Source organism: Paraburkholderia sacchari (assembly GCF_000785435.2).
Lineage (GTDB): Bacteria > Pseudomonadota > Gammaproteobacteria > Burkholderiales > Burkholderiaceae > Paraburkholderia > Paraburkholderia sacchari.
The window spans coordinates 41,715-57,706 of record NZ_JTDB02000009.1 but is presented as its reverse complement, the minus strand read 5'-3'; the positions used below and the strand labels follow the sequence as shown (position 1 = coordinate 57,706).

Annotated in this window: 16 protein-coding genes; 4 read left to right on the top strand and 12 right to left on the bottom strand. The window is 68.4% G+C overall.

Features of this window, described 5'->3' with window-relative positions:
• Nucleotides 1-44: 44 nt before the first annotated feature.
• From ftsH to NH14_RS26160, 9 genes are all read right to left on the bottom strand, one after another.
• On the bottom strand, nt 45-1,961 hold the full coding sequence (gene ftsH / locus NH14_RS26200; protein WP_084225694.1) for an ATP-dependent zinc metalloprotease FtsH: 1,917 nt from the start codon (nt 1,959-1,961) through the stop codon (nt 45-47).
• Nucleotides 1,962-2,019: 58 nt separating this feature from the next.
• The gene (locus NH14_RS26195; RefSeq protein WP_084225696.1) at nt 2,020-2,514 is read right to left on the bottom strand and encodes a BON domain-containing protein; all 495 of its coding nucleotides are present in this window, start codon (nt 2,512-2,514) and stop codon (nt 2,020-2,022) included.
• Nucleotides 2,515-2,583: 69 nt separating this feature from the next.
• Nucleotides 2,584-3,090, bottom strand: a complete 507-nt coding sequence (locus NH14_RS26190; RefSeq protein ID WP_035529857.1) for a hypothetical protein — start codon at nt 3,088-3,090, stop codon at nt 2,584-2,586.
• A gap of 26 nt (nt 3,091-3,116) precedes the next feature.
• Nucleotides 3,117-5,570, bottom strand: coding sequence for a phosphoenolpyruvate synthase (gene ppsA, locus NH14_RS26185; protein ID WP_052148245.1), 2,454 nt, complete (start codon nt 5,568-5,570; stop codon nt 3,117-3,119).
• A complete protein-coding gene (locus tag NH14_RS26180) occupies nt 5,567-6,016 on the bottom strand; it encodes a universal stress protein (protein WP_035529859.1) in 450 nt (149 codons plus the stop codon). The genes ppsA and NH14_RS26180 overlap by 4 nt, the downstream gene beginning before the upstream one ends.
• A 140-nt stretch (nt 6,017-6,156) precedes the next feature.
• Nucleotides 6,157-7,695 (bottom strand): efflux transporter outer membrane subunit, encoded by a 1,539-nt coding sequence (locus NH14_RS26175; protein ID WP_084225698.1) that lies wholly within the window; start codon nt 7,693-7,695, stop codon nt 6,157-6,159.
• Complete coding sequence (locus NH14_RS26170; protein WP_035529861.1) at nt 7,673-8,758, bottom strand: HlyD family secretion protein; 1,086 nt, start codon at nt 8,756-8,758, stop codon at nt 7,673-7,675. The genes NH14_RS26175 and NH14_RS26170 overlap by 23 nt, the downstream gene beginning before the upstream one ends.
• Nucleotides 8,755-9,456, bottom strand: a complete 702-nt coding sequence (locus NH14_RS26165) for an ABC transporter ATP-binding protein (protein ID WP_035529864.1) — start codon at nt 9,454-9,456, stop codon at nt 8,755-8,757. The genes NH14_RS26170 and NH14_RS26165 overlap by 4 nt, the downstream gene beginning before the upstream one ends.
• Nucleotides 9,457-9,460: 4 nt before the next feature.
• Nucleotides 9,461-10,597, bottom strand: coding sequence for an ABC transporter permease (locus tag NH14_RS26160; RefSeq protein ID WP_035529866.1), 1,137 nt, complete (start codon nt 10,595-10,597; stop codon nt 9,461-9,463).
• Nucleotides 10,598-10,846: 249 nt separating this feature from the next.
• Between NH14_RS26160 and NH14_RS26155 the strand changes: the two genes are divergently transcribed.
• Both NH14_RS26155 and NH14_RS26150 read left to right on the top strand, forming a co-directional pair.
• Complete coding sequence (locus tag NH14_RS26155; protein ID WP_035529869.1) at nt 10,847-11,692, top strand: universal stress protein; 846 nt, start codon at nt 10,847-10,849, stop codon at nt 11,690-11,692.
• A 103-nt stretch (nt 11,693-11,795) separates the two neighbouring features.
• The gene (locus NH14_RS26150; protein WP_161790863.1) at nt 11,796-11,963 is read left to right on the top strand and encodes a hypothetical protein; all 168 of its coding nucleotides are present in this window, start codon (nt 11,796-11,798) and stop codon (nt 11,961-11,963) included.
• Nucleotides 11,964-12,025: 62 nt separating this feature from the next.
• Here NH14_RS26150 and NH14_RS26145 read toward each other — a convergent pair whose 3' ends face one another.
• Nucleotides 12,026-12,970 (bottom strand): 1-phosphofructokinase family hexose kinase, encoded by a 945-nt coding sequence (locus NH14_RS26145; RefSeq protein WP_035529872.1) that lies wholly within the window; start codon nt 12,968-12,970, stop codon nt 12,026-12,028.
• A 165-nt stretch (nt 12,971-13,135) separates the two neighbouring features.
• On the opposite strand from NH14_RS26145, the gene NH14_RS26140 reads away from it, so the two are divergent.
• Complete coding sequence (locus NH14_RS26140) at nt 13,136-13,363, top strand: hypothetical protein (protein ID WP_052148246.1); 228 nt, start codon at nt 13,136-13,138, stop codon at nt 13,361-13,363.
• Between the two features lie 42 nt (nt 13,364-13,405).
• On the opposite strand, the gene NH14_RS26135 is transcribed toward NH14_RS26140, so the two are convergent.
• Together NH14_RS26135 and phbB are read right to left on the bottom strand one after the other, a co-directional pair.
• Nucleotides 13,406-14,056, bottom strand: a complete 651-nt coding sequence (locus NH14_RS26135; protein ID WP_035530000.1) for a BON domain-containing protein — start codon at nt 14,054-14,056, stop codon at nt 13,406-13,408.
• A gap of 158 nt (nt 14,057-14,214) precedes the next feature.
• Nucleotides 14,215-14,961, bottom strand: coding sequence for an acetoacetyl-CoA reductase (gene phbB / locus NH14_RS26130; protein ID WP_035529875.1), 747 nt, complete (start codon nt 14,959-14,961; stop codon nt 14,215-14,217).
• 183 nt (nt 14,962-15,144) lie between these two features.
• Between phbB and NH14_RS26125 the strand changes: the two genes are divergently transcribed.
• Nucleotides 15,145-15,975, top strand: a complete 831-nt coding sequence (locus NH14_RS26125; RefSeq protein WP_035529876.1) for a universal stress protein — start codon at nt 15,145-15,147, stop codon at nt 15,973-15,975.
• Nucleotides 15,976-15,992 lie beyond the last annotated feature (17 nt).

Below are 15,992 nucleotides of genomic sequence, written 5' to 3'. Positions count from 1 at the left end.
AAACGGGGGGCCTGCGTGGAGACCTGCACGGGCACCGGCGAGCCTCATGCCGCAGGCTCTACGCTCCGGCTCTTTTTGGTATCCGAAGGATTTTCCGCACTCTGCTCCGCGCTTCCGTCCGGAGCGGACTCGCCCGCAATCAGCGCAACCAGTTCGTCGTGCTCGAGCACTTCCCGCTCGAGCAGACGCCTGGCAATCCTGTCGAGCGCCTCGCGCCGTTCGGCGAGCGTGTGCGCGACACGTTCGTGCGCCTCGTTCAGCAGCCGGCGCACTTCGTCGTCGATGCGCTGGGCCGTTTGCTCGCCGCAGCGCGGGCCATCCGCACCGGCGAGCGAGCGCGCCATGCCGTCGTGGTCGGCGCAGTTCGCGAGGCCAATGCGCTCGCTCATGCCATAGCGCGCCACCATGTGCCACGCCATGGCGGTCGCGCGCTCGAGGTCGTTCTGCGCGCCTGTGGAGACATCGCCGAATACCAGCGCCTCCGAAACCCATCCGCCGAGCAAGGCGTCGAGCCGGTCGAGCAGCTCGCTGCGCCGCAGCACATAGCGGTCCTCGGTGGGCACCTGCTGCGTATAGCCGAGCGCGGCAACGCCTCGCGGGATGATCGACACCTTCTTGACCGGATCGCAGTGCGCGCGGCTTTGCGCCACCAGTGCATGGCCCGCCTCATGCCAGGCGATGGTCTGCTTCTCCTGCGCGTTCATCACGCGGCTCTTGCGCTCTGAGCCCGCGAGCGCGCGGTCGATGGCCTCGTCGAAATCCGCCATGGCGACGCTCGGGCGGTCGGCTTCCGCCGCATGCAGCGCGGCCTCGTTCACGATGTTCGCGAGATCCGCGCCCACGCAGCCCGGCGTGCGCGCCGCCAGCTCATCCAGATCGACGTCGGGCGCAAGCGGCACCTTGCGCGTATGCACGGCGAGAATCTGCCGGCGTCCGACCAGGTCGGGACGGTCGATCGCGATGTGGCGGTCGAAGCGCCCGGGACGCAGCAACGCCGGATCGAGCGTTTCGGGCCGGTTCGTCGCCGCGAGCAGGATGACGCCCGCATTGGCCTCGAAGCCGTCCATCTCGACGAGCAGTTGGTTGAGCGTCTGCTCGCGTTCGTCGTTGCCCGAAACGGGGCTTGCGCCGCGCACCTTGCCGAGCGCGTCGAGTTCGTCGATGAATACGATGCACGGGGCCTGGCGCTGCGCCTGCTCGAAGAGGTCGCGCACGCGCGCCGCCCCCACGCCCACGAACATTTCCACGAACGAGGAGCCGCTGATGGAGAAAAACGGCACGCCTGCCTCGCCCGCGAGCGCCTTCGCGAGCAGGGTCTTGCCGGTGCCCGGCGCGCCGACGATCAGGATGCCTTTGGGTATTTTTCCGCCGAGCCGGCGGTATCGCTCCGGATGGCACAGGAACGAGACGATTTGCTGAAGCTCTTTTTTGGCCTCGTCGATGCCGGCGATATCGTTGAACGTCGCGCTCGTCTCGCGCTGCACGTAGACTTGCGCGCGGCTTCTGCCGATGCCCATGAAATCGCGCGCGCCGCCGCCCCGGCGCATCATGAACTGCCACACCATCACGAACAGCACCAGCGGCGCGAGCCAGCCTAGCAGCGCGCCGCCCCAGTTGCTGTCGAGCGCGCCGCTATAGCGCACGCCGGCGGAGGCAAGACGGGACGGCAGCGCGTCGTCGGCGACACGCGTGGTCGCAAAGTAATAAGGCGCCGGCTCTGCGCCGAACGCCGCGGCCTCGGAAGCCGGCAGCATCGTTTTGGCCCGTTCCAGGCGCAGCTCGCCGGTAATGCGCGTGGGGCTGATCGCGAGGTTGTCGACCGCGTGCGCGTCGACGAGGCGCAGGAAATCGCTGTAAGCGAGCAGCGGCACGCCCGGCGCAGTCCAGAAGAGCTGTAGCGCCAACAGCAACAGTAGCCCGACCATGAACACGATGCCGCCGGAATCGAACTTCTTATCCATGCTGAACTCGCTCCTCGTCGCATTTCGACGGCCGGCTGCCCGGCGCACCCGTGCCGCGTCACGCGATCACGAGTTCGTCGATGACAGCGCGCACGCCAGGCTGCGACCACGCCGCGCCGCGTACCACGGCACGCTCGGCCTCCGAGCCCACCTTGCCCCGGAGCGTCACCACCCCTTCGCTCATCTCGGCATGGATTCGGCCCGCCTCATCTTCAACGTAGTACTGCAGCGCCTTGCGGATGCGCTCGCCAATCCTGTCCGGGTCGGTGCGCCGCCGGGCGGTGACGCGGCTCGTCACGCCGGTCACGCTGCGCAACTGCATCAGTGTCCGGATCGCAAGCTCGCGCTGCCATTCCCATTCGACGGTCCCCTGCAAGAAGAGATGCCCGCCCACCACCTCGACCTCCACGGCGCGTTGCGGCACCCCGGCCGTCCAGTGCAGGACCGCGCGCGCCATCGTCGCGATCTCGTCGTCGCTGTGCGGGTTGGTAGCCGGCCGCTCGGGCGCGGGTTCGTCCAGCATGTCCTGCTTTAGTTGTGGAGCGGCATTCATGGCGTGTTCCCCGGACGGTTTGGCAAATGCGCGGGGCACGCTCGATGTGCCCGCCCCGCGCCGCAACGATCACGCATCGGCGGATGCCGCGCAGTGTTGTGCGCGCCCGGGAGCCGCCTTGCCGTTCGGGCGCATGCCCATGAACGGCACCATCCATGTCATCCAGTTCACCGCCTGCGGCACGGTGCCGGCCTGCCGCGCCGTCTGCCTCATCTGCGCCGGCGCCGCCAGCCATCCGGCATTTCCGGCATTGAACACCGCGTCGCGAAACAGCGCCCCGTATGCCGCCTGGTTTCGCGCAGCCGAAACCAGGCCTTGCTCCCACAAGGCCACGCTCGTCGCAAGGTACTCGCGCGTCATCGACTGCCAGGCCTGCGCAATCGCCCCCGCATGGCTGGCGCGCGCGTGCATGAGCGCGTCGCCCAAGCGCTGCGCGGCGGCAAGATCGCGTTCAATGCACTTCGCTTGCAGCGCCAGCGCGGCCGTGAGTTGATCGAAGCCGATCTGCGCCATGCGCGTGCCGATGCTCGACGGGGAAGCAGGCTGGAGCGGCATGCGCCCGGGGGTATCGCTCATTGCATTCTCCTGACTATAAAAATCCCTCACAACGGCGCCCGCCCGGCCAGCGTCACAGGCATGCCGGCATGCGTCTCGCGCGCCGACTCGCTGGCCGCGACGCGCTGCTTGAGCGCGACGAAGCTGTCGGGTCCCACCGAGATCGAGTCGATGCCGCACTCGACCAGGAACGCCGCAAACTCGGGATGGTGCGCAGGCGCTTCGCCGCACAGGCCGACCTTCGCGCCGGCGCGGTGGGCCTCGGCAATCACCGTGCGCACCATCCACTTGAGCGCGTCGCTTTGCTCGTCGAAGAGCCCGGCGAGCTGCGCCGAGTCGCGATCGACGCCGAGCGTGAGCTGCGTGAGATCGTTGCTGCCGATCGAAAAGCCGTCGAAGCGACGCGCGAACTCGCGCGCCAGCACGACATTGGAGGGGATCTCGCACATCACGTAGATTTCGAGGCCATTGCGCCCGCGTTCGAGGCCGTTCTCGCGCATGACCGCGAGCACACGGTCGGCTTCCTCGGGCGTGCGGCAGAACGGGATCATCACGACGACGTTGGTGAAGCCCATCTCTTCGCGCAGCCGGCGAATCGCGCGGCATTCGAGCGCGAAGCCTTCGCGGTACAGCGGCGAGTAGTAGCGCGAGGCCCCGCGAAAGCCGAGCATCGGATTGGCCTCGTGCGGCTCGAACTGCGCGCCGCCCACGAGGTTCGCGTACTCGTTGGTCTTGAAGTCGCTCATGCGCACGATCACCGGATGCGGAAAGTGCGCGGCCGCGATGCGCCCGAGCGCACGCGAGAGCTGGTCCACGAAGTACTCGGTCTTGTCGGCATATCCGGCGCTCAGGTCGCGAATGATGCGCTTCGCCCGCTCGTCCTTGAGCTGGTCGTAGTGGACCAGCGCCATCGGATGCGCGCGAATCTGACTGCCGATCACGAACTCCATGCGCGCGAGCCCCACCCCGTCGGCGGGCATGCGCCACCAGCGAAACGCAGCCGCGGGGTTGGCGAGATTGAGCATGATGGCAGTGCGGGTGGGCGGCAGGTCCGAGAAGTCGATCTCCTGCGCGTGAAAGTCCGCGATGCCCTCGTACACCGCGCCTTGCTCGCCCTGCGCGCAACTCACCGTGACCTTCTGGCGGTTGCGCAGCACGCGCGTGGCATTGCCGGTCCCGACGATGGCCGGCAGGCCCAGCTCGCGGCTCACGATCGCCGCGTGCGAGGTGCGGCCGCCGTGATCCGTGACGATCGCGGCGGCGCGCCGCATGACCGGCACCCAGTCCGGGTCGGTGGTCTGCGCGACCAGCACCGCGCCGTCCACGAAGCGCGCCATGTCGCGGGGCTGCTCGATCACGCAGACGGGCCCCGCGCCGATCGCCTCGCCAACGCTCACGCCCGAGAGCAGCTTCGGCCCGGCTTTGTCGAGGTGCCAGGTTTTGAGCGCGCCCGCATCGCGGCGCGACTGGACCGTTTCCGGGCGCGCCTGCACGATGAAGATCTCGCCGGTCGCGCCGTCCTTCGCCCACTCCATGTCCATCGCGCAGCCGTAGTGCGCCTCGATCCGGCAGGCCCAGCGCGCGAGCTTGAGGATTTCTTCGTCTTGCAGCACGTAAGCGCGGCGCTCGGCCAGCGAGGTCCGCACGTTCCGGGTCGGATGCATGCGGCTGCGCACGCAGATCATCTTGAGGGTCTTGGCGCCGCGCTGCTTGCCGACGATGGGCGCCAGCGACGGGTCATCCAGCAGCGGCTTGAAGACCTCGTATTCGTCCGGATCGACGGCGCCCTGCACCACGTTCTCGCCGAGCCCCCAGGCCGCGTCGATCAGGACGACGCGCCCGAAGCCGGTCTCGGTATCGATCGAGAACATCACGCCCGCGCCGCCCAGGTCGGCGCGCACCATCTGCTGCACGCCCACCGACACCGCGACCTTCAGCGCGTCGAAGCCTTTGGCCTGCCGGTAGCTGATCGCGCGGTCGGTATAGAGCGACGCGTAGCAGCGCCGGCACGCGTCGAGCACCGCCGCGCCGCCCGACACGTTCAGGAAGGTCTCGAACTGCCCCGCGAAGCTCGCCTCGGGCAGATCCTCGGCGGTCGCGCTGGAGCGCACGGCGACGCTCAGCCTGTCTTGATCGCTCTGATCGCGCTGCCCGCTCTGGCGGCACAGGTCCGCATAGGCCGCGCGGATCGCGTCCGCAATCGCGGCGGGCCATTCGCCGCGCAGGATCGCCGCGCGGATCAGCGCGCCCGTTTCGGCGAGCGTGCGCCGCTTCGCATGCAGATCGTCCAGCGCGGCGGCGATCACGTCATCGAGGTGGTTCGCGGCGAGGAAGTCGCGATACGCCTGCGCCGTGGTCGCGAAGCCTGGCGGCACCTTGATGCCGTGCGGCGCGAGGTTCGCGATCAACTCGCCGAGCGAGGCGTTCTTGCCGCCGACGCGCGCGAGATCGGCGCGCGTGACCTGCGAAAGCCAGACGACTGGCGCGGACGCGGCGTTCATGCAACGCCCCGCACGAGCAGCACCGGACAGTCGGTCTCGCGCACGAATTCCTCCGCCACGCTGCCGAGCAGCGCGCGCCTCACGCCGCGCCGCCCATGCGTGCCGAGCACGACGAGCTGCGCGCCCACGCGCGCGGCGCAGCGGTTCAGGCAATCCGCTACGCTGTCGGTCACGCTTTGCAGTTGCAGCAGCTCCGTCTCGCAGTGCACGTCCGCCGCCTTCGCGTCGTCGCGCGCGGCTTCCAGCAGCTTTCTGGCGTCTTCCCGATACATCGCGATCAGGTCCGCCGGCACGTACGACAAGCCCATGCCGAACGGCGCCAGAATGTCGATCACATTCGCTACATAGAGTTGCGCGCCGCTCAGCCGCGCGAGGCGCAGCGCCTCGGCGAGCGCGTGCCTGGACGTCTCGCTGCCGTCGAACGCCACCAGAATCTTGTCGTACATGGTCGGCCTCCTTGCCGGGATATCCCGTGCCGCATTCCCTTGCCTGATGCCCATCTTCGATGTGGCCAGCGTTGCGCGATTGACTTGCATCAAGAGACAAACGCGGCCGGCACACCGCCATGGCTGCGTCGAGCCGCCGTTCAGCGCTGGCCGTCTGCCGCCTCGCCCCAGCCGCCGCCCAATGCCGCATAGAGCGCGACGGTGTCCTGGAGCCGCTGGGCGTCGGCTTCGAGCCAGGCGATCTGCGCCTGATGCAGCTGGGCATCGGCGACGAGGATCTGCAGGTAATCCACCGTTCCCGCGCGATAGTCGGCGCGCAGCAAGCGCAGCGCCTCGCGCGCCGCCGCCAGCGCGCGCGTCTGCGCCTCCAGTGCGCCGGCGTCGTGCTCGAGCGCATAGAGCACGTCCGCCACCTGCGCAAACGCGCTCAGCACGGTCTGCCGATACTGCGCGCGCGAGGCGTCGTAGGCGTCCTGCGCGGCCTTGCGCCCGTACCAGAGCGTGCCGCCCTCGAAGAGCGGCGCGGCCACGTCCGCGGCCAGCGCCCACGACTGGCCGGCACGCGCGCCCATCGACGCGAGCGACGTACCCGCAAGCGCGCCACCCGCCGAAAGCGTGAGGTTCGGCAGCATCGCCGCCGTGGCCACGCCCACCTGAGCGCTTGCCGCGTGCAGCAGCGCCTCGGCTTGCAGGACGTCGGGCCGTTGGCGCACGAGCTGCGACGGCACGGTCTCGGGCAAGTCCGCCGGCAGCGTGATCTCGTTCAGCGAAAGCTCGGGCGCGGACCATTGCGCCGGCAACATGCCGCTCAACGTAGCCAGCAGATCGGCGGCCTGGGCGCGCTTTTGCTCCAGCACCGGCAAGGTGGCTTCTAGCGCGGCCTGCTCATTCTGCAGCGTGAGCACCGCCGCGTAGGCGGCCGTGCCGGCGCGCGCGCGCACCTCGGCAATGCGGACCTGCTCGCGCAAGAGCCCGATCATCTCGCGCGTGGCGTCGATCTCGTCGCGCCAGCCGGCGCGCGCGATCATCGTGTTGACGACGTTCGATTCGATCGTCAGGTAGGCCGCCTCCAGCGCGTAGCGCTGCGCATCGCGCTGCGCCGCGAGTTCCTCGACGAAACGCCGGTTGCCGCCCCAGAGATCGACGGCATAGCTGATCGAGGCCGACAGCGTGAACAGATTGAAAATCGAGGGCGCCATGCCGGAGCCCACGCGCAGCGGAGCATAGCGCTGCCGGGAGGCGCCGGCCGCGGCGCTCGCCTGCGGATAGAACACGCCCGCGCCCGCGCGCAGCTGATGATCTGCATGCCGAAGCGAAGCCTCGGCCGCATCGAGCGTGGCGTTGCCGGTGAGCGCGTCGCTCACGGCCGCATCGATCCCGCGGCTGCCGAACTGTGTCCACCAGTCGTCGCGCACGGCCACGCCGGCGCGCAGGGTCTGCGTAACACCGGCCGCCGCGAAGGACGCGGGCGCGCCGTCGCGCACATACGCATCGACGCGCGGCTGCGCCGGCCGCGTGAAATCCGGCCCGACCGCGCAACCCGCCAGCCCGGTTGCGGCGAATGCGGCGATTGCGGCGAGCCACGCGCATACGAGCAGCGCGCTGCGCGCACGCGCGCGATGGGGTCCCCCTCGCGTCCCGCTCGAAGCGGTTCGCTTAGCGCGCGGCAATGTACACATCGACGATCTGCCCTGGATAGAGACGCAGGCCCGCCTGCGGCTCGATGCGGAAAATGACCGGCAGCACGCGCAGGTCCACGCGCTCGGTACGCTGGTCGGAAAGCTCGATCTTCGGTGTCACGTAGGGCTGGATGCGCTCGAAGGTGAGATTGGCCGCGACGTTCGCGCCGCGCACCGTCATGCGCGCCTTGAGCTGGTCCGGCTGCGGCAGCCGCGAGATCAGGATCTCGTCCACGTAGCAGCGCACCGCGAGGCGCTCGGGCGCGCTGCCCAGCACGATCGCGGGCGCCATGCCCCGCGTGTAGGTGTCGTAGACGCCCTGCTGCGAAAGGTATGAGCCCTGCGCCGTATTCACCGCGAGGACAATGCCGTCGGACGGCGCGCGCAACGTGTAGTGCGCGAGCAGCGCCTCTGCCGACGCAGCCGCCTTGCGCAACGCTTCCACCTGCCCCTGCTGGTTGCGCACGTCGTAGACCCACGCGCCCGCACGCGTGAGGCGGTCCTGGCGCGCGACGACCTCGAGGTTGGCGCGCGCGACGTGCATGGCGTTCTCCGCGCTGTCGAGCACGTCGCGGCTCACGGCTTTGGGGTCGATGTCCCACGCCTGCTTTTGCTTCGCATAGGTGTCCTGAGCCATTTTCAGGCTGGCCCGGGCCGCCTGCACCTGCGCGTCGGCAACGTCGCGCGTTTCCGGCCTGGGCTGGGCCTCGAGCTCGTCGAGCAGCGCCTGCGCGGCGCTCGCCTGGGCCGCGAGCTGCTCGCCATTCGCGCGCTGCACTGAATCGTCGATCGTGAGCAGCACGTCGCCCGCCTTCACGCGGTCGCCGTCGCGCACGAGCAGCCGCGTGACCGTTCCGTTCACCTCCGGGTAGAGATTGACGTTCGCGCCGGCGCTCTGGTCGCTTTCGACAATGCCCGTGGCATAGACGCCGTGCGCGTAAGGATTGGCCGCCGGCTGGAACACCGGCGGCTGCGGCGGCTGCTTGATGCCGAACACCCAGGCCGCGACAACGCTCGCGAGAAAGCCGATCAACGCCGCGGCGAACACAAGCCGATGCTTCATTGCGCGCCTCCGGCGACGATGTCCTTGAGCTTGCCGTCCTCCATATGCAGGATGTGGTCGGCGTACTCGAAGATGCGGGCATCGTGGGTGACAATGACGATGCAGCGCCGCTCGTTGAGCACCTGATGCTTGACGAACTCGATGATGGTTCGCCCGGTGTCGCCGTCGAGCGAGGCGGTGGGCTCGTCGAGCACGAGAATGTCGGGCTGGCTCACGATCGCGCGGGCGATCGCCACGCGCTGCTGCTCGCCGCCCGAGAGCTTCACGGGCGGCAAGGCGGCACGGTTCCCGAGACCCACGACCTCCAGATAGCGCTGCGCCTCGGCGAGCGCGTCGTCCCAGGGCCGCCGCTTGAGGATCAGCGGCACGGCCACGTTCTCGGCGGTGGTGAGCCGCGGAAACAGATGGTAGTCCTGAAAGACGAAGCCGATGCGGTTTAGCCGGAACTCCGCGAGCCGGTCGTCGGGCTGGGCCCACAAATCGACGCCGTCCACCGAGACGGTTCCGCCATCGGGCCGCAGAATTCCGGAGATGACGCTCAGCAGCGTGGTCTTGCCGCTGCCCGAGGGCCCGACGATCAGCACCATCTCGCCAAAACGCGCCTGCATGGAGACGTCTTTCAGCGCCTGGGTGCGCGCCGCGCCCTCGCCGAACCACTTGTCGAGCCCGCGCGCCTCGATGGCAATCGAATCGGCCATTGCCTCAGCCCCGGAAGATGTCGAACGGCTCGATGCGCAGCACGCGGCGCACGCCGAGATAGCTGGAGAGCGCGGCGATCACCACCACCATCGCGAACGCGAGCGCGAGGTTGCCGAAGGTGATCATGGCCGCGTAGTCGCGGATGCGCAGCCGCGCGAGGCTGATCGACGCCGCGCACAGGCCAACGCCGAGGCCATAGCCGGTGAGTGCCGTGAAGGCCGCCTGGAACAGGATCATCGCGACCAGCTCGCGCCGCTTCGCGCCGATGGCCTTGAGCGCGCCGAATTTTTCGAGGTTTTCGAGAATGAACGTGTAGAAGGTCTGCCCGGAGATCGACAGGCCGACCACGAAGCTGATCACCGTCATCAGCAGAATGTTGGTGCCGAGGCTGGTCTGGTACTTGTAGAAGTCGGCGATGTGCTGCATGAACTCGTCTTTGGTGTAGGCGACATAGCCGAGCGCGGCCACCTGCGCCTTGATGTGCGCGATGTCGGCGGCCGACTTCGGCTCGACGAGAATGTACGAGGTCGTGTAGCGGGTAGACGGAACGTCCTGGATGGCGCGGCGATACGTCGTGTAAAGCGTAGGGGTGCCAAACAGGCTGCCGCTCGCCACCGCCGCAATGCCGACCACCACGGCGCGATGGTCGTTCAGCTCGAAGTCGGTGCCGGGCGCGGGGCTGCCGAGCTTGTAGAACTCGGCGTCCTGCACGGCAATGAAACCGTCCTCCGCAAAGATGTCTTCGATGCGCCCGGTCTTCATCCTCGGCCAGCCATAGAGCGTCGTGTCGTCCAGCCCGATCACGGTGGCCGCCTGGTAGGCGCCGTTGCGCAGCTTCACGAGCGCCATGCCCGAGTAGAGCGGCACGGCGTACTTCACGCCGTCGATGCTGCGCACGGCGTCAAGCACGTAATCGGGCATGCCGATGCTGCTCGCGATCGTCTGCACCGCCGGGTCCATCACCCAGACTTTCGCGCCCACGTTGATGACGGTGGACGAAGAGCGGTTGAGGATGCCCGCGAACATGGACGTCATCTCGACCATCAGGAACACTGCGAACGTGATGCCGATCAGCAGCGCCGTGAACTTGGCGCTGTCGTTGACCAGCAGCTTGAACGCCAGGCGCAGGATGCACCGCATGGCCGCCCTCCGGTTTGGCCGGCCCCGCTCCCCACACACGAGGCGCATGCATGGTCCGGGCCGGTTGAGCCGATTCTGCGGCGCGCGACCCTCTCCCGATTGACGTGTGTCAAACAAGCGGTGCCGGCCCATGTTTGACTTGCATCAAGACTCGACGCGGGCACGGCGACAACACTCGAAGCAAGGGTGATTGCCCGTCCGCCCGCGTCCTGCGGCAAAACGAGACGCACGGCCCCAGGAGACGCAGCCATGCCATACAAGACCCTGCTCGCTTATCTCGACCCGGGCGAGCGCGCGCAAGCGCGGCTCGACTTCGCGCTGACGCTCGCGGGCCGCTTCGACGCGCACCTCATCGGCCTTTACTCGCCGTTCGCGCCGGAAGCGCGCGCGTACTTCACCGTCGCCGGCTGCGCGCCCTACTACAGCGACTACTGCGACGCGCGGCGCGGCCAGCAGGCCGCGACGGAAGAGTCGTTTCGCCACGAATTGAGGCGGGTGGGCATGGAAGGCGAGTGGATCGCATTCGACGACTACGCCGAAGAACCGATCATCCGCCGCAGCCGCCACGCCGATCTGCTGGTCGCGGGCCAGGCTAGTCCCGACGACGACGCCCGAGCGCTGCGCGCGCGCTTTCTGGAAAGCGTGGTCATGACGTCCGGCAGGCCGGTGCTGGTGCTGCCTTACGCGGGCGCGCTGCGCGCCGCGTGCGAGTCGATCGTGATCGCGTGGGACGGCAGCCGCGAAGCCGCGCGCGCGGTGCACGACGCGATGCCCCTGCTGCAAGCCGCGAAGCGCGTGACGGTGCTGCATATCGGCACGCCCGCAGCGTCGCGCGCCGCGGCAGCGGACGACGACGGAATCGCGAATATCGACCTGATGCTGGCGAGGCATTCGGTCAATGTGGACTTTGCGCAAAGCTTCAGCGACGCGGACGAGACGGTGGGCGACACCCTGATTTCGTGGGTCGCGACAAGCGGCTGCGATTGCGTCGTGGCGGGCGCCTACAGTCATCCGCAATGGCGCGAGCACTTGCTTGGCGGCGTCTCGCGCGCGCTGCTCGAATCGGCCACCGTGCCGGTGCTGATGTCGCATTGAACGCGCTGTGCGCGGTGCGCGATCGGCTGATACAGGTCAATTGGGCGAGGTGGACGGGATCTAAGCTGAAGCAATATTCCTGGCTTTCTCGCGAGATTCAACCATGTACAAGCGACTGATCTTCCTTGCCGTTCTTGCGCTGCCCGGGTCGTTCCTGATCATCGCGGCGTGCGGCCTCCATCCTCGCGGCCGTGCGCTGCTCGCGGACATGGCGGGATTCGCCGTGCCGCATGCCTGGTACGCGCCCGCCCGCAATGGCGCGGCGCGCTGAAATCCGGAAACCCCGCGAAGCGCGTTTGCCCCGGCGGCGATGCTGCTGCGATATTCACGCACTCAGCACACGGTGCTGCCGGCGTCATAGAACCGTCTCACCTGCGCAGCGTCGCAAAGCGCCGTCCCGCTCGTCAGCAGGGTTGCCGAGGCCGCCGCTTGTGCAAGACGCGCCGCCGCCGCGAGCCCCTCGCCCCTGCGCAACGCCACCACCAGTCCCGCAAGAAAGCTGTCGCCCGCGCCGGTCGCACTCGATACCGATACCGGCAGGGCCTTCACGCGTATCGTTTCTTGAGCCGATACCAGCAGCGCGCCGCGTTCGCCGAGTGTGAGCGCAACGATTTCCGCGCGCCGCCGCGCCACGATCTCGCGCGCGGCGGCCAGTTGCGCCGCCTCGTCGGCGAGCGGCCGCCCCGCCAGCCCCGCCAGTTCGCCAAGGCTGGGCTTCACGAGGTAGACGCCCGCCTCCAGCGCCAGCGCGAGCGGCGCGCCCGAGGTGTCGAGCACCACGCGCGTGCCGCGCGCGCGGGCCCGCTGCGCGAGATCCGCATAGGCACGCTCCGTCAGCCCCGGCGGCAGGCTGCCGCTCATCACGAGGTAACGCGGCGCGGGCGCGAACGCCTCGCAAGCCGCCATTGCGCCCGCCCATTCGGCAGCCTCCACCGGCGCGCCCGGCAGCACGAAACGGAACTCGCGCCCCGTCGAGCGCTCCTTCACCGAGAAGTTTTCCCGCGTCTCGCCCGCGATATGCAGCCTTCGGCTATTCACGCACTCGGCTGCAAGCAGTCGATCCAGCAAGTCGCCCGCCACGCCGCCCGCGAGATACAGCGCGAGGCAGCGGGCCTGCGCGCCGTCGAGACGCTGGATCACGCGCGCGACATTGATGCCCCCGCCGCCCGGATAGCGGCATGCCGCCTCGCAGCGCAGCTTGTGCGTGTCGATCACGCGCTCCACCGCCGTCGACACATCGACGGCGGGATTGGCCGTCAGCGTCAAGATCTCGATCACGTCATCGACTCCGATTCGGTGCCAGCCCCTGTAGGCCGACGCCTACAGGCTCCAAAAAACCACCTACATCACTTTCAGCGCCGGCTCATTGGGGTGCCCGGCCACGCCGTCCATACTGAAGGCGTAGCGAAAACCGCTCGAACGTTCACCCCAAGGAGCGTCGCCATGACCACCGCCGAAAACCGCACGCCGTCCACCGCTCCGCTTGCCGGCGCCACTGCCGTCGACGACGCCGATGCGCTGCTCGCGCTCGCGCGCTCCGCCGGCATGCTCGTCACGCTCGACGGCCAGATCGGCCGCGAAAAATACCAGAGCGTCGCGGGCTCGCTGCGGGCGTTCCAATGTTTTGCCGCCGCGCTGCGGGACGCGCTCAGCGCCGGCACCCCACGCTGAGAAGCGGCCGCACAGTGCGGCCGCCATTGCCTCACCACCGCCTCACTCCACGCTCAAATCGTCCACCACGGCGCGCACGCCCGGCGCGGCCCAGGCCGCGCCTCGCGCCACGGCGCGCTCGGCAAACGAATGAACCTTGCCGGACAGCCGCACCGTGCCTTCGTTGACCGTCACCTGAATATGCCGCGCCTCGCGGTCCGCATGGCGGCGCATCGCTTCGAGAATGTCCTTGCTGATCTTGTCCGGCGCCACCGCATGCCGGACTTCGATGTGGTTCACCACGCCCGCGACCCCGCGCAACTGGGCGACGGCGCGCGCAGCCGCCTGGCTCTGCCATGCCGAGTCCACCGCGCCCTTGAGCACCACGTGGCCGTGCTCGACCTGCACCTGCACCGCGTCCTCGCTGAGCCCGGCGGTCCAGTTCAGCACCGAGCGCGCGATGTGGGCGATGTCCTCGTCGGTGCGCATGTCGTCGCCCGGCAAACGCACATCCAGCTCGACCACCAGCGCGCGCACGCCGCCCACGCGCTGGGCCGCCTGCTCGGCCGCGATCTTTTCTCTCAGGCTCGCGAGATGGCCAGCAAGCGTAACGACGCCGTCCTTCACCTCCACGCCGATATTCGAAGCCGTGACCGCCGGCTCCCACTCCAGTTCCGCTTCCACGTCGTGCTTGAGTTGCAAATCGGTTTTCATCGCCGTCTCCATCGAAGCCGGTCCCGAACGGACCGTCGCTGCGAGCTTCGCATGGGGCACAGCCTTGCGACTGATCTGCATCAACTGGCGGATTGGGCGCGTGCTTGTCGTCACTGTGTCGATCCCGCGCGTCGCGCCTGATCTTCAGACGTTTGCGGTCAATGCATGTGCATGCCGCCGTTGACGGCGAAGTTGGCGCCCGTGGCGAATGCGCCATCGTCGGAGCAAAGCCAGGCGATCAGCGACGCCACCTCTTCCGGACGCCCAAGCCGGCCCACCGGAATCTGCGGCAGGATGCGGTTTTCCATGATGTCCTGCGGCACGGCCTCCACCATCGCGGTCGCGAGATAGCCGGGCGAGACGGTGTTCACCGTGACGCCGTGCCTCGCGACTTCGAGCGCCAGCGACATCGTGAAGCCGTGGATGCCGGCCTTGGACGCCGCGTAATTGGTCTGACCAAACGCGCCGCGCGAACCGTTCACCGAGCTGATGTTCACGACGCGGCCAAAGCGCCGCTCCACCATGCCGGGAAGGAATTGCCGGGTGAGATTGAAGACGCTGTCGAGATTCGTGTGCATCACCTCATCCCATGCGCGCTTGGTGAGCTTCAAGAAGCTAGCGTCGCGCGTGATGCCGGCGTTGTTGATCAGGACGTCGACCGTGCCCAGTTGCGACAGGACCCGCTGCGCGCACTCGGCGCACGAATCGTAGCTCGCCACGTCGATCCCGAAGGCGTGGAACGTGCGGCCCGCTGCGCGCTCGCGATCGAGCCAATGGATCACGTGATCGTTGTGCTCCGAATGCGAAACCGCGACCGTCAGGCCCGCATCGTGCAGCCTCCGGCTGATCGCCTCGCCCAGACCGCCCATCCCGCCGCTCACAAAAGCAACGCGTTCGCTACGCATGATCCGTCCTCCTCGCTGATTGGTGGCGACCGGCCGCGATTCGGCGCGGCCGGAACAAGGCCCCACTGTAGGTTTCGCCTCCCGCTCACGATTGACTCAAGTCAATTGCGACCGGGCTTCGACGCCTAGACTGAGCCGCACGAGACACCGCTTCGGTGTTGCATCCACCGTGGAGCGCCGATCATGGAGTACCGCAACATCCTCGTTCATCTGGACGAAAGCGATAGCGCGCGAACGCGCCTCGATGTCGCGCTGCGCGTTGCAAAGCGGCACGGCGCCCATCTCAGCGCATTGTTCGCGCCCGCCGTGCCGGAGCACGAGGTGGCCTACGCGTTCATTCTGGACGCCGAATATTGGTCTCGATGCCGGCAAGAGCACGAAGCGTGCCGCCGCTCGCTCGAACATCACTTCTTCGCGCGCCTCGCCGAGGCGGAGGTGAAAGGCAGCTGGCGCACCGCGAATTACGCGCAGCACGAGCTGCTGATGCGCGCCCGCTTCGCAGACCTGATCGTTCTGGGCCAAAGCTCCCCCGAGGACCCCGACGCGTCGCTCGCCAACCGGCTGCAGGTGCGCGTGACGCTGAGCGCGGGACGGCCGGTCCTGTGGGTGCCCTATTCCGGTGGAGGCCCCACGGTGGGCGAGCGCGTGATGGTCGCGTGGGACGCGGGCCAGTCGGCCACGCGCGCGCTGTATGACGCGCTGCCGTTCATGCGCCTTGCCGGGCGCACCGAGATCGTGACCTTCACGCCCTCGCGCAAGGAACGCGATCGCATTCCGGGCGCCGACATCGGCCTCGTTCTCGCGCGTCACGGACTCGAGGTGCAAGTCACGGAATTGCGTCCGCCGCCGACCATCACGGTGGGCGACGCGCTGCTCGCGCACGCCAGCAAGACCGGCTGCGATCTGATCGTGATGGGCGCCTATGGCCACGCGCGCTGGAAAGAACTCCTGCTCGGCGGCGTGACGCAGACGGTGCTCGGCTCGATGCCGGTGCCGGTGCTGATGTCGCATTGAGCGGACCGTTGCACCGG

What these genes read in the sequence shown, in the direction of transcription:
- ftsH (WP_084225694.1), bottom strand. Translation starts at nt 1,961, where the DNA reads ATGGATAAGAAGTTCGATTCCGGCGGCATCGTGTTCATGGTCGGGCTA.
- NH14_RS26195 (WP_084225696.1), bottom strand. Translation starts at nt 2,514, where the DNA reads ATGAATGCCGCTCCACAACTAAAGCAGGACATGCTGGACGAACCCGCG.
- NH14_RS26190 (WP_035529857.1), bottom strand. Translation starts at nt 3,090, where the DNA reads ATGAGCGATACCCCCGGGCGCATGCCGCTCCAGCCTGCTTCCCCGTCG.
- ppsA (WP_052148245.1), bottom strand. Translation starts at nt 5,570, where the DNA reads ATGAACGCCGCGTCCGCGCCAGTCGTCTGGCTTTCGCAGGTCACGCGC.
- NH14_RS26180 (WP_035529859.1), bottom strand. Translation starts at nt 6,016, where the DNA reads ATGTACGACAAGATTCTGGTGGCGTTCGACGGCAGCGAGACGTCCAGG.
- NH14_RS26175 (WP_084225698.1), bottom strand. Translation starts at nt 7,695, where the DNA reads ATGTGTACATTGCCGCGCGCTAAGCGAACCGCTTCGAGCGGGACGCGA.
- NH14_RS26170 (WP_035529861.1), bottom strand. Translation starts at nt 8,758, where the DNA reads ATGAAGCATCGGCTTGTGTTCGCCGCGGCGTTGATCGGCTTTCTCGCG.
- NH14_RS26165 (WP_035529864.1), bottom strand. Translation starts at nt 9,456, where the DNA reads ATGGCCGATTCGATTGCCATCGAGGCGCGCGGGCTCGACAAGTGGTTC.
- NH14_RS26160 (WP_035529866.1), bottom strand. Translation starts at nt 10,597, where the DNA reads ATGCGGTGCATCCTGCGCCTGGCGTTCAAGCTGCTGGTCAACGACAGC.
- NH14_RS26155 (WP_035529869.1), top strand. Translation starts at nt 10,847, where the DNA reads ATGCCATACAAGACCCTGCTCGCTTATCTCGACCCGGGCGAGCGCGCG.
- NH14_RS26150 (WP_161790863.1), top strand. Translation starts at nt 11,796, where the DNA reads ATGTACAAGCGACTGATCTTCCTTGCCGTTCTTGCGCTGCCCGGGTCG.
- NH14_RS26140 (WP_052148246.1), top strand. Translation starts at nt 13,136, where the DNA reads ATGACCACCGCCGAAAACCGCACGCCGTCCACCGCTCCGCTTGCCGGC.
- NH14_RS26135 (WP_035530000.1), bottom strand. Translation starts at nt 14,056, where the DNA reads ATGAAAACCGATTTGCAACTCAAGCACGACGTGGAAGCGGAACTGGAG.
- phbB (WP_035529875.1), bottom strand. Translation starts at nt 14,961, where the DNA reads ATGCGTAGCGAACGCGTTGCTTTTGTGAGCGGCGGGATGGGCGGTCTG.
- NH14_RS26125 (WP_035529876.1), top strand. Translation starts at nt 15,145, where the DNA reads ATGGAGTACCGCAACATCCTCGTTCATCTGGACGAAAGCGATAGCGCG.